16 protein-coding genes are annotated in these 12,407 nt (G+C 43.3%); 13 read left to right on the top strand and 3 right to left on the bottom strand.

Features of this window, described 5'->3' with window-relative positions:
- Window positions 1–67: 67 nt before the first annotated feature.
- Genes ABU615_RS04620 through ABU615_RS04610 form a run of 3 tightly spaced genes read right to left on the bottom strand, consistent with a single transcriptional unit; the run spans window position 68 to window position 2,560 of the window.
- Window positions 68–688: a TetR family transcriptional regulator C-terminal domain-containing protein gene (locus ABU615_RS04620; protein ID WP_367487082.1), complete on the bottom strand. Its 621-nt coding sequence runs from the start codon at window positions 686–688 to the stop codon at window positions 68–70.
- Window positions 689–748: 60 nt separating this feature from the next.
- Window positions 749–1,588 (bottom strand): SDR family NAD(P)-dependent oxidoreductase, encoded by an 840-nt coding sequence (locus ABU615_RS04615; protein ID WP_367487085.1) that lies wholly within the window; start codon window positions 1,586–1,588, stop codon window positions 749–751.
- Window positions 1,589–1,597: 9 nt separating this feature from the next.
- Window positions 1,598–2,560, bottom strand: coding sequence for a PhoH family protein (locus ABU615_RS04610; protein WP_370389288.1), 963 nt, complete (start codon window positions 2,558–2,560; stop codon window positions 1,598–1,600).
- A 241-nt stretch (window positions 2,561–2,801) separates the two neighbouring features.
- Here ABU615_RS04610 and hisB point away from each other — a divergent pair, with 241 nt between their 5' ends.
- From hisB to ABU615_RS04545, 13 genes are all read left to right on the top strand, one after another.
- The gene (hisB, locus tag ABU615_RS04605) at window positions 2,802–3,395 is read left to right on the top strand and encodes an imidazoleglycerol-phosphate dehydratase HisB (RefSeq protein WP_367487087.1); all 594 of its coding nucleotides are present in this window, start codon (window positions 2,802–2,804) and stop codon (window positions 3,393–3,395) included.
- Window positions 3,396–3,688: 293 nt separating this feature from the next.
- Complete coding sequence (locus ABU615_RS04600) at window positions 3,689–4,396, top strand: ATP-binding cassette domain-containing protein (protein WP_267408515.1); 708 nt, start codon at window positions 3,689–3,691, stop codon at window positions 4,394–4,396.
- Window positions 4,397–4,543: 147 nt separating this feature from the next.
- Complete coding sequence (hisH, locus tag ABU615_RS04595) at window positions 4,544–5,191, top strand: imidazole glycerol phosphate synthase subunit HisH (RefSeq protein ID WP_267390675.1); 648 nt, start codon at window positions 4,544–4,546, stop codon at window positions 5,189–5,191.
- A 49-nt stretch (window positions 5,192–5,240) separates the two neighbouring features.
- A complete protein-coding gene (hisA, locus tag ABU615_RS04590) occupies window positions 5,241–5,981 on the top strand; it encodes a 1-(5-phosphoribosyl)-5-[(5-phosphoribosylamino)methylideneamino]imidazole-4-carboxamide isomerase (RefSeq protein WP_100140428.1) in 741 nt (246 codons plus the stop codon).
- A 199-nt stretch (window positions 5,982–6,180) separates the two neighbouring features.
- The gene (locus ABU615_RS04585) at window positions 6,181–6,456 is read left to right on the top strand and encodes a hypothetical protein (protein ID WP_267390673.1); all 276 of its coding nucleotides are present in this window, start codon (window positions 6,181–6,183) and stop codon (window positions 6,454–6,456) included.
- Between the two features lie 33 nt (window positions 6,457–6,489).
- Window positions 6,490–7,257, top strand: a complete 768-nt coding sequence (gene hisF, locus ABU615_RS04580; protein WP_367487092.1) for an imidazole glycerol phosphate synthase subunit HisF — start codon at window positions 6,490–6,492, stop codon at window positions 7,255–7,257.
- Window positions 7,258–7,306: 49 nt separating this feature from the next.
- Window positions 7,307–7,720, top strand: a complete 414-nt coding sequence (hisI, locus tag ABU615_RS04575; RefSeq protein WP_267390671.1) for a phosphoribosyl-AMP cyclohydrolase — start codon at window positions 7,307–7,309, stop codon at window positions 7,718–7,720.
- Between the two features lie 15 nt (window positions 7,721–7,735).
- Entirely contained in the window at window positions 7,736–8,083 is a 348-nt protein-coding gene (locus ABU615_RS04570; RefSeq protein ID WP_370389287.1) for a phosphoribosyl-ATP diphosphatase, read from the top strand.
- 85 nt (window positions 8,084–8,168) lie between these two features.
- Entirely contained in the window at window positions 8,169–8,369 is a 201-nt protein-coding gene (tatA, locus tag ABU615_RS04565) for a Sec-independent protein translocase subunit TatA (protein WP_100140424.1), read from the top strand.
- Window positions 8,370–8,378: 9 nt separating this feature from the next.
- The gene (tatB, locus tag ABU615_RS04560) at window positions 8,379–8,855 is read left to right on the top strand and encodes a Sec-independent protein translocase protein TatB (RefSeq protein ID WP_370389286.1); all 477 of its coding nucleotides are present in this window, start codon (window positions 8,379–8,381) and stop codon (window positions 8,853–8,855) included.
- Entirely contained in the window at window positions 8,856–9,638 is a 783-nt protein-coding gene (gene tatC, locus ABU615_RS04555; RefSeq protein ID WP_267404224.1) for a twin-arginine translocase subunit TatC, read from the top strand. It abuts the gene before it with no gap.
- Window positions 9,639–9,741: 103 nt separating this feature from the next.
- Window positions 9,742–11,550, top strand: coding sequence for a Wzy polymerase domain-containing protein (locus tag ABU615_RS04550; RefSeq protein WP_370389285.1), 1,809 nt, complete (start codon window positions 9,742–9,744; stop codon window positions 11,548–11,550).
- A gap of 162 nt (window positions 11,551–11,712) precedes the next feature.
- On the top strand, window positions 11,713–12,396 hold the full coding sequence (locus tag ABU615_RS04545; RefSeq protein WP_100140421.1) for a response regulator transcription factor: 684 nt from the start codon (window positions 11,713–11,715) through the stop codon (window positions 12,394–12,396).
- The last annotated feature ends 11 nt before the right edge of the window (window positions 12,397–12,407 follow it).

The following is a 12,407-nucleotide window of genomic DNA, read 5'->3' as shown; positions in this document are numbered from 1 at the left end:
GCGGTTGGTTTGGTTAAAGCGAAAAAGACGTGTTGAAGTAGCTAATGTGGCTGGCAGCTGGGGTGCGTTAGGCGGATTTGATTAAATTGAAAAACTGTTGGGTAAATGTGTCTAGTGGTTTGGCATTTTTCAGCAGTTTGGCTCGGCTGACTGCTCCTTCCCAACCCAGCCAAAAGAAACACGCCAGTTGGTTGCAGTCTGTTTGCTGGTTTATTTCATGTTGCTGCTGGGCCAACCGTAAGCAGCTGGCGATGAGGTGCTGCCAGTTGTGTAAAATATTGCTGAGTAAAGCGGGGTAATCCGGCGGAAGCAAGCATTCGTCCTGCATTAGCTCACCAACTAGGCAGCCGCGGTTGAAATGGTATTCAGACATGCTGTTTCTGGCATCTGTACAGAATGCCTTGATTCTGGCTAGTGCAGAAGAAATGTTTTCGTTGAGTAAGTGCTGTTGTAGTTTTTTGGTAAAAAAACTATTATAGTAATTGAGTATGGCATAGCCAAATTCTTCTTTGCTTTTGAAATAATAATAAAAAGAGCCTTTGGGGACGCCTACTTTTTTAAGTATGCTTTCAATATTTGCACTGTTGTAGCCGTATGTGGTCATGGCTTCTACGCCGCTGCGGATAAGCGCAATTTTGGTATTACGGCCTTTACGGGATAATGTTGGCGTTGTAGCTGGTTCTGTCATCGTACTATTGTGTTGTTCTGAATTTTTGGTATGGCCTGTTTCAGGCAGATTGAAGAGCTGTTACTTCCCCTGTTTACTGACGGCTTTACGACAAAGCCAGTCCAGCCACGTGATAGGAAAAATTTTTTTTAAATACCAGAAAAGATGTGCCGGTACGGTAACCGGATAGCGAGCTTTAGGTTTGTGGGCATTCAGGGCGCGCGCACAAACGCTGGCACATTGCTCCGCCGTTAATGTAAAGGGAGCGACGCTGCTTGTAGCTTGCAAGCGGTTGAGTTGAGCCTGATAGGCAGCACGATGAACGCTGTTCTCTACATCAATGTACTGTTTGAATTTAACCAGCGCATTGGGTCGAAAACGTGTGGCTATAGGTCCGGGTTCGAGAAGACTGATATAAATACCGCTCGCATGGGTTTCCAAGCGTAGAGTATCGCATAGTCCTTCCAGTGCAAATTTTGAGCTGTTGTAGGCACTACGCCACGGCATAGCTGCATATCCAAGTATGCTGGAATTAACCAGTATACGGCCGTATTGCTGACGCCGAAATATTTTCATGGCAACATTGATGCATTGCCATGTACCGAATACATTGGTATTAAACTGTTCATGCAAAGCTGTGCGGCTGATGTCCTCAGCGGCACCAGTTTGTCCGTAGCCGGCATTGCAGAATAGCGCATCCAGATGTCCGAATTCACTCAGTACTGTATCAAAAGCGGTTTGTATTTGTTCATCGCTGGTAATATCCAGCTGGAGGCAGTGAAAACCTTCTGCACGTAAACGTGCAACATCTTCAGCGCTGCGGCAACTGGTATAAACTCGCCAGTTGTCTTGGCGTAATAATTTGGCGGTGGCGTAGCCAATGCCGCTGGAGCAGCCGGTAATCAGAATGTTTTTTTGCATGTGATGACCTTATCGGAGTTCGTTTTCCGCAGCGGCTTCGTAGGCATCGACAATTTTCTGTACCAATGGATGGCGTACAACATCTTCACTGGTGAATACATGAAAATAGATGCCGTCAATATTGCTGAGCTTTTCACGGGCATCTTTCAGGCCGCTTTTGATATTTTTAGGTAAATCAATTTGGCTGGTATCACCGGTTATAGCAGCCTTGGCACCAAATCCAATACGGGTAAGAAACATTTTCATCTGTTCCGGTGTGGTGTTTTGTGCTTCGTCCAGAATGATGTAAGCTCCGTTTAGTGTACGCCCGCGCATATAAGCGAGAGGAGCAATTTCAATCAAGCCTTTTTCAAGTAGTTTAGTGACGCGGTCAAAGCCCATCAGGTCGTAAAGAGCATCATATAAGGGGCGCAGATAGGGATCGACTTTCTGTGTCAGATCACCGGGCAGAAAACCGAGCTTTTCACCTGCTTCTACGGCAGGCCGTACCAGTACAATTCGTTCTACTTGATGTTTTTCGATGGCATCGACAGCTGCTGCTACTGCCAGATAGGTTTTACCGGTACCTGCAGGACCTAATCCAAATACTACATCGTGTTTTAATAAGGCCTGTATGTAGCCGTTCTGCCGCGGGGTACGGCCGCCAATGTTACCGCGGCGAGTACGCAGGGTCCAAGTTTTGGGTTCTTGATGATTGGTTTCAGGGTGGGTGGTGGTTTTGGCCTCTACAGCAGCCAGCTGGATATCGCTGTCATTTAGGTCGCGTTGGCGTGCAATCGTGGCTAGACTCTCCAATGCGTTGATTCCTTGTGTGATTTGAGTGCCGGTTAAAGTGAAATGGTCAAAGCGGCGGGTAATTTCCAGATTCAGTGCTTTGCCCAGACTGGCAATATGTTGATCCAGAACGCCACACAGGCGTTGCAAGGCAGTGTTATCTATGGGTTCGAGCTGGTAATGGCTGGTTTGACTCATGGTTAGACTTAATGCAATTGAACAATTTTTAATATGTAGTCAAGCTGGTCGAAAGCAAGGGTGACTTGATGATAATAATATTTGCTGTTACAGGGGCTGAATTGTTGATTGGCTATTTAAAAATGGCTGATTGGCCTTGCCTGCGGGCAGGACTTGGTATAGATTGTGGCGGTAAATAGAGGGATGCTGCTGGCAATATACGCCCGCAAGCTTATCAATGATTCTGCGGATGGAAAATTGCATGCGAACTGCGAAGATTACACGGAATACCAGTGAAACGAAAATTCAGATAAGTTTAAATCTTGATGGTACTGGTGTAGGCAGGTTTGATACGGGAGTGCCTTTTCTGGAGCATATGCTTGATCAGATTGCCCGTCATGGTTTAATTGATTTGGATATCCGCTGTCGCGGTGATGTGCACATTGATGACCATCATACTGTTGAAGATATTGGTATTGCTCTGGGGCAGGCACTGAAGCAGGCGTTAGGCGATAAATGTGGAATTGCCCGCTATGGATACAGTTATGTGCCGCTGGATGAATCGCTAAGCCGTGTCGTGGTTGATTTATCGGGACGACCGGGACTGGTGTATAACGTTAAATTTACCCGTGCGTTAATTGGACGCTTTGATGTTGATTTGTTTAGTGAATTTTTTCATGGACTGGTCAATCATGCAATGATCACGCTGCATATTGATAATTTGCGTGGTGTGAATGCGCATCATCAGGCTGAAACAATTTTCAAAGCGTTTGGTCGTGCTCTGCGTATGGCTGTAGCTGCGGATGAGCGTATGGCTGGAGTAATGCCTTCTACTAAGGGTACTTTGACTGCATAAATATTAGTTTGATTTCAATAATCCGTTAATGAGTGTACATTAGCGGATTATTTTTTAATCCTGCTTATGTGATTTATTGCTTTGAAAGAACAGATAAGGTGTTATTGTAAACATCGTTATAAGTATAATAATGTTTTTATTCAATTTGTTGTGCAAATAAAATTTTTTATAATTAACATTTATGAATATTCTTTTATTTGTGTATTTTTTTGTTTTTTTGTGATAGTGTGTATCTGTCGGGTCTGATGGTTGTTTTAGTAATTTTTTTTATTGCCAGTCTGACAGGTTCGGATATGGATAAGCTGATTGGAATATGTAATGACCTTGATTTAGAGCAAGGTAGACAAATGAATGATGATGTAATGGTAATTGATGTAAGGCCTATCCAATATTGGCAGCACAACGATGCTGAGAATATGAAGTATGAAACTCAGGCTAGTTTTCAGCCTGATTTTGAATCTGAATATTATTTAGACAAATTAATGCAGGTCGATTTGCAAACTGATCAGTCTCATGATGCTATAACTAAGATAGTGAGAGTGTGGCAACATGCTGATCTGTTTCCGCATTTGAATGTGGTCGATAATCTGACATTGATGCAAATGAAAGTATTGCATCTGGATCGTTTAGAAGCGCATAGTAAAGCATTAAATTATCTGTCTCAGGTGGGTTTATATCGTCAGGCATTGAAATTTCCGGCAGATTTATCCGCTGGTGAACAGTTTCTAGTAGCGGTGGCGCGCAGTTTATGTGTGCGGCCACAAGTCATTTTGTTGAATAAAGCGATGCAGCAGCATGCTGAAGCAGACAGGGATGTTGATTTGCAGACAGTGATGAAAGCATTGCTGATGGATGGACTGGTTTTAGCCAGTGAGCTGGATGTGAAAGAATTGGCTTGTCGACAAGATAATAATGTAGAAAGTAATGTGGAAGCCGAACCTATGGAGATGCTAAAGGAAGAAAGTGGTTTCTTTCCACTTTGGAATTTTAGCTACGTATAATGAGAATGGTTTGGTTTCAGATTTTCAGTTAACTTGGTTTAAGGTATGATAACGGGCTGTTTATTTGCATACAGCCCGTTATTTTTAACCAAATTCCGGATTACCTTGCTTAAAGTTAATACAGTAAATTCTGATAAAGATGTGAAAATGAAAGTAGCTATTGTCAATTATGGTATGGGTAATCTGCATTCGGTGCTGAAATCAGTTCAGGCGGCTGGTCAGTTACAGCAGATTAAGGCTGAAATTATGCTGACGTCTGAACCGGATGAGGTTTATGCAGCAGACAAAATAATTTTTCCCGGACAGGGTGCCATGCCAGATTGTATGGCAGCTTTGCTGAAAAGCGGTTTGGCAGAAGCATTAATGGATGGATTGCAGCGTAAACCGTTTTTCGGTATCTGTGTTGGTGCGCAGCTACTGTTTGAACACAGCGAAGAAGGTAATACATCCGGCTTGGGCTGGTTTCCTGGTTGTGTTAAGCGGTTTCAATCCATTGTAGCTGTGAATAATCGGCCGCTGAAAATACCGCATATGGGCTGGAACCGTGTTCATCAGACTCAGCAGCACCCTTTATTTGCCGGTATATCGCAGAATGAATGGTTTTATTTTGTACATAGCTATTATTTGGCGCCGCAGGAATCATCTCTGGTATTGGGTATGTCAGATTATGGTGAAGATTTTGCCTGTATCGTGGGCAGAGATAATGTATTTGCCACACAGTTTCATACAGAGAAAAGCCATGTGGCGGGTTTGCAGTTGCTAGGTAATTTTTTAAAGTGGGATGGTACGCAGTAGTGTCCTTAAAGTATCTGTTTTCAACTCGTCTAGATTATGTGAATTTAATATGTTATTGATTCCTGCAATTGATTTAAAGGGCGGACAGTGTGTGCGCTTACAACAAGGCCTGATGGAGCGGGCCACCGTATTTTCTGATGATCCTGCACAGATGGCTTTGAGCTGGTGTGCCCAAGGAGCTCGCCGCTTGCATCTGGTGGATTTGGATGGGGCGTTTGCCGGAAAACCAGAAAACATGACCGCAATCAAAGATATACTGAAACAGGTGGCAGATAATGTGCCGGTGCAGCTTGGAGGTGGAATTCGTGATTTGCATACAATAGAACGCTATTTGCAGCTGGGTTTGAGCTACGTCATTATTGGTACTGCTGCGGTAAACAACCCGCAATTTGTGCGTCAGGCTTGTGCTGCCTTTCCCGGGCAAATTATTGTTGGAATTGATGCAAAAAATGGGATGGTGGCAACAGACGGCTGGGCGAAGATAACAGATTTTCAGGTAACAGAGCTGGCCAAACGTTTTGCTGATGATGGTGTAAATAGTATTATTTATACGGATATCGGCCGTGATGGCATGATGAGCGGGGTCAACATTGATGCCACAGTCAAATTGGCTCAACAGACATCTATACCCATTATTGCTTCTGGTGGGGTAACTGATTTGGCGGATGTGGAAGCCCTGTGTGCTGTCGCAAAGGATGGCATTGCCGGAGCCATTGTTGGGCGTGCTATTTATGAAGGTACGCTCGATTTGGCAACAGCACAGAAAATAGCGGATCAGTACGAACACTAGTTCTCATTTTATGTGCATCAAAATATCTGCATTCAGTTTTATGCTGTAGCTGTAAAGTATCTGTATATTTTGATCAGAGTTGCTAGGTGATAGATAAGCTGAATATTTTATTTAACAATAACCTTACAGTACTTATGGAGACCGAGTAATGATTAATATATTAAGTTCCCTGATTTTGGCATTGTGGTTGGTTCTTAGCATGAATCGGTCAAGGCAGATTTTTTTTGAAACCAGCATTTATATCATTGCGATGATAGGGATTAACTGTATTATGCAACATGCATGGCCGGATGTGAATAGTGCATGGCTTTTAGGCTGGATTGTGCAATGGTTTTTTGTCTTTATCGCAATTTGGCTGTTTGATATTGTTGCACTGGGTACCATCAGTGCGCTTATTTATTCGATTGTAGTCGGCGTTATCTATTACTATTTACAATTAAATATTCCTGCTCTGGTTGAGCACTGGATAAAATAATTACCATATAGTTTAGCTGAGAAAGATGGCATTATGGCTTTAGCCAAACGCATTATTCCGTGTCTGGATGTGGACAATGGGCGTGTTGTGAAAGGGATTAATTTTATCTCCCTGCGCGATGCCGGTAATCCAGTGGAAATTGCCCAGCGCTATAATGATGAGGGGGCGGATGAACTTACTTTTCTTGATATCACTGCTAGCTCAGATAATCGCGATACGATTTTGCATGTTATCGAAGCGGTAGCTAGTAAGGTATTTATTCCGCTGACTGTAGGAGGTGGTGTGCGCAGTGTTGAAGATATCCGCCGCCTTCTGAATGCCGGTGCAGATAAGGTTTCAATTAACACAGCCGCTGTCAGCAATCCAGACCTTGTTAATGAGGCCAGTGCTTTTTTTGGCAATCAGGCAATTGTTGTGGCCCTGGATGCTAAAGCAGTGGATGCTGAAAATTCACGCTGGGAAGTTTTTACCCATGGTGGCAGGCGTCAAACGGGACTTGATGCAGTGGAATGGGCGAAAAATATGGCCATGCGTGGAGCAGGGGAAATTTTGCTAACCAGCATGGATAGAGATGGAACTAAAGCTGGTTTCAATATACCACTTACCCAATCGGTAAGTAATGCTGTCAGTGTGCCAGTAATCGCTTCGGGCGGTGTTGGCAATATTGAGCATCTGATTGAAGGTGTGCAGATGGGGTATGCTGATGCGGTACTTGCAGCAAGCATTTTTCATTTTGGTGAAGTACGGATTCATGACGCTAAATTAGCCATGCAGCAGGCTGGTATTGAAATGCGTATTTAATTTGTCTATATATAGGTTGAATGTCTGTTAGAAAATAAGGACAATAGTTGTGATCAATACGCTTTTGGATGCGGTAAAGTGGAATGATAAAGGATTGGTCTGCGCTGTGGTTCAGGACAGGCGCACTTTGCGCGTGCTGATGGTGGCATGGATGAATGCCGAAGCGTTGAGACAGACTGTTGCTACTGGTTTTGCACATTATTACAGCCGCTCACGACAGAGGCAGTGGATGAAAGGTGAAGAGTCTGGGCATACGCAAAAGGTATATGAGCTGCGTTTGGATTGTGACGGTGACGCGCTAGTTTTGCTGGTTGAACAGCAGGGTGGTATTGCCTGCCACACCGGACATGCTAGCTGTTTTTACCGCATTTATCGGAATAATGACTGGATAAGTACCGATCCTGTTATTAAATCAGAAAATGAAATATATACCCAGTCTGAGTGCGCTCAGAAACATAAATAAAATAAAGAGAACATGATGACAACTAAGCCGGTTGCAGCAGATGTAGCCATGATTTTAACTGAATTAGCTGATGTGCTGGATTCCAGACGCGGGGCTTCGCCACAGACTTCTTATGTAGCTCAGTTATTACAAAGTGGTGAAGATAAAATTTTGAAGAAAGTTATCGAGGAAGCAGGCGAGGTGCTGATGGCTTCCAAGGACGGTGACAAGCATCATTTGATTAAGGAAGTAGCTGATGTCTGGTTTCATACTATGGTATTGCTGACCTATCATCAGATTCGCGTAGAAGAAGTTTTACAGGAGTTACAACAGCGACAGCATGTGTCTGGATTGGCTGAAAAAGCCAGTCGTCAGCCGCAGTAATTGCAACCAAATTTCTTAATATGCGCTGCTGTCTTCATACGGCGGGCGCATGTTTTTTAAGTAGTTGAGGTAAAGGAAAAGCATCATGGGTAGTTTTTCAATTTGGCACTGGGCAGTGGTATTGCTGATTGTAGTACTGATTTTCGGTACCAAAAAGTTACGTAATATTGGTAAAGATCTGGGCGGTGCTGTACATGATTTTAAACAGGGTCTGAATGAAAGTGATCGTGAAGCACAGAAAAAAGATGATGTAATCGAACATAATAAAGACGATAGTAAAGTTTAGAAGGTATTTATGTTTGGTTTGGGTTTTGGAGAGATTCTGCTGATTGCGGTAGTGGCTCTGGTGGTTCTGGGGCCGGAACGTCTACCTAAGGTGGCACGCAGTGCTGGTCTCTGGGTGGGGCGTATTCAGAATTTCATCAATAATGTTAAAACCGAACTAAGCGAGCAGACTGGGGTAGCAGAATTTAGACAAGCACGTGACAGTATTGAGGCCGCTGCGCGGTCATTTGAGCTTGATGTTAATAATAATGTACGTAGTATACGTGGTGAGGTAGATGCATTAAAACGTCAGATCGCTACTGATGAAGCAGCAGAGACCGAAACCAAGATGAACCTTTTCGAGCCACTGCACTACAGTGGTACCAATTTGTCTGATGCTCCGCTGGTGCATCGGGTTTCGCTGCATCGGCAGGCGATACAACGCCGGCGCGATATGCGTCCCCGACATCGTATTACGCCTAAATTGCGTATACGCCGGCACGGATAAATGAGCAGAGTAATAGTAATGCCGGTAGATGAAAATACTGAATTGACACTGATAGATCACCTGTTGGAATTACGTCGCCGTGTGATGTGGATTCTGGCTATTCTATTGTTATGCTTTGCGATTATGGTGCCTTTTGCACAGAAAATATATATTTTTGTTGCAGAACCCTTGATGGTGAATCTGCCAGCTGGACAGCATATGATAGCAACCGAAGTGATTGCGCCATTTTTTGTACCTTTGAAGGTGACAATGATGGCTGCTTTTTTACTAACATTGCCACATACGTTATATCAAGTCTGGGCCTTTATAGCTCCTGGCCTTTATCGTCATGAAAAACGTTTGATACTGCCTCTATTAATTGCCAGTGTCTTTTTGTTTACTCTGGGAATGGCATTTGCCTATTATCTGGTTTTCCCAGTTATTTTCCGTTTTCTGACTGGTATTACACCTGTTGGGGTAAGCATGGCTACCGATATCGACAAATATCTGTCTTTTATATTAGGTATGTTTGTGGCATTTGGAGTAACATTTGAAGTTCCGGTACTGGTAATTCTGTTAAACAGAATAGGGGTAGTATCTGTGCTTCAGTTGAAAAAAGCTCGCCCTTATGTTGTGGTTGGTGCATTTGTCGTGGCGGCAGTGGTTACACCGCCAGATATTCTGTCACAAACGCTACTTGCGATCCCTTTAATTTTTCTTTATGAAATCGGGATTTTGGTTTGTCGTTGTGTTGGCAGTGATAAGAAAAAGTCCTCTTTATCATATCCGGTACAAAGACAATAAATTAATTTTTATACTGAAATAAACAGGCTGCCTGAACATTTTCAGGCAGCCTGTTTATAAATAAATTCAAGACAGTTAACGACGTTGTTCGATGGAGAATTGTATGGATCAGTCGCCAATTGATTCGTGTTCGAATATTTACCGCTCTGCTACATGGGTCTGGTGGTTGGGAATGTTGTCGCTGTGCATTGTGCCGTTTATGTCGAGCTGGCGCGTGGGTACCCTGTCTAGTTTTTATCTGGAAACAGGAACATTATTTTTTGTGCTATGTCTTGCTGGGCTGACGGTACTGACTCGCAAAACCAAATTTTCATTGCCCAACAGTAGTATTGTACTGTTGGTGTTGGCACTATTGCTTGTGATTCAGGCACGAGTAATGAATCTTACATATGCTAGTCAGTCCGACCTGACCGCATTAGTTTTTGTGGTAATGGCTATACTTGCTTGGGCGGCGCGTGGATGGGTTATTCGCATCGGCCAGACTCAGGCTGTTACGATTTTGGCTATGGCGTTGGTACTGGGGGTGCTATTACAGTCTCTAGTATGTTTAATGCAGTTTGTGGGTGTAAATAGCTGGATTCCGGGAATATTGCGTGGACCAGGAAATCATTATATTTATGGTCAGCTAGCTCAGCGCAATCATCTAGGACATTACCTGATGTGGGGCGTGCTGGCTTTGTGTTTTTTGTGGCAACAGCGACGCCTGCCGAAATGGGTGGTGTGGCCATTGCTATTTTGGTTTACCGGTGTAATGGGGCTGATTGGTTCTCGTACGATTATTCTGTATGTGCTGGTTATCGGGTTATCACTGTTTTTCTGGCGTTGGCGTGCGGGTTCTGCTGCTAATCGTTTTTTAATGAAACTGGCTATTGCCATTGGCTTGGTATTGCTGTTTCAACTGGTATTGAGCCCACTGTTTGATTTTTTTCTTCATATTAGTTTTCAGTCTGGTACTGCTCGGCTGGAGCAGGGTGGGTTTGCTCAGTCAGGGCGCCATATGGAGTGGCATAAGGCATGGTTAATTTTTAAAAGTGCCCCATGGTTTGGTTATGGCTGGGGTAGCTATGCCTATCAGGGATTTGCAATTGCAGATGTGTATCCGAATGGTTTCCGCCAATATGAAAACACGGTGCTATTTACACACTGCCACAATCTGGTGTTACAGCTATTGGCAGAAACCGGTGTTACTGGTCTGTTAATTGTGTTGGCTTGTTTTGCTTTGGTGATCTGGCCACATCTACGCAAGGGATTTAATCCGGCTTCAATTGTTTTAGTAAGTATGATATTGGTTTCTTTATGCCACAGTATGTTGGAATATCCGCTTTGGTATAGCTATTTTCTTGCTATATTTGTTCTATTTATGGCATTGACACCGATTACGAGCGCTCAATTAACAAAATCCTGTCGGCCTGTTTCTAAGTTCTCCAATCAGGCTGGAGCGATTCTGGCTTTAATCGCCATGTTGATGATGATCTGGCAAATGCTGCTGTATCAACAATTTTTAAAAGTTCGTGCTAATGGTCAGATAGCGCAGGCTGAGCAAATGAGCAGATTGCATAATTTGCGTAAGCATATGTACTTTATGCGTTATTATGTTGACATGGCTGTTATCGAAAAACTGAATGTTACTGATTCTTTTTTACCATTATGTGGTAAACAAGCGGCATTGTTGGCGGGAAGATATCGACCTTACAGCAACACATTTATACGTGGACTTTACCTTGAGCAGGCACAGCAAAAAACGGCTGCTCATGACTGGTTTACAGAGGTAAGTCATTACTATCCCGGAATGATTCCTAGTTTTATAAGCAGAATCAGAAATCAACCATATTCCGTCGCAGCAATACAACAAATGCAGCAGGATTGTCTGAAATATCAGCAGCAAAGTGCGCTGAAAATGAATTGTATGTAGTGTTCAGACAGATATTTAACATTGTGGTTTTTAATGAAAAAGTGAGCAAAAGCCTTGCTATTGTAAAGATAATTCCAACCTACATGTTAAGATATCAAGTGTAAATATAGTAAATACGTCTGTAGTCAATACAGAATGTGCACTTCCATTTAGGAGGATGATATGAATCGTGTGTTATTAATAGATGACGATAATTTGTTGACAGAGTTACTCACAGAATATTTGACAGCTGAAGGGCTGGAAGTGAGTCGTGTTGCCGATGGCGAAGCAGGTGTGAAAGAAATTTTAACTGGTCAGTACGATGTGGTGGTATTGGATTCCATGATGCCGAAAATGAACGGTTTGGATGTGCTGAAAACGGTACGTGTACAAAGTAAGATTCCAATTATTATGTTGACTGCTAAAGGCGACGATATTGATCGAATTATAGGTCTGGAAATGGGTGCAGACGATTATGTACCAAAACCCTGCCAGCCTCGCGAATTATTGGCTCGAATCAATGCCATTTTACGTCGTACACACCAGAGTCAAGACAATGATCAGAATGGAATTCCTAACAGTATTTCAGCCAGTGGGGTGGTGCTGTATCCGGCCAAACGTCAGGTTACCATTGATGAAGAACCACTAGAGCTGACCAGCACAGAATTCAATCTGCTTGAAGTACTAATGCGCCACGCAGGACAAGTGGTAAGTAAGGAAACTTTGTCTTTGGAAGCGCTGGATCGAAAACTGGCCAAATTTGACCGCAGTATTGATGTACATATTTCTAGTATCCGGCATAAGCTGGGCAATGCTAGTCTGATTCAGACTGTACGTGGTCTGGGTTATCTGTTTGTTAAAAACTGAACCAGAATACA

Origin of the sequence: Snodgrassella alvi (genome assembly GCF_040741455.2) — a bacterium.
Lineage (GTDB): Bacteria > Pseudomonadota > Gammaproteobacteria > Burkholderiales > Neisseriaceae > Snodgrassella > Snodgrassella alvi_E.
This window is presented reverse-complemented; position numbering and strand designations above follow the sequence as displayed.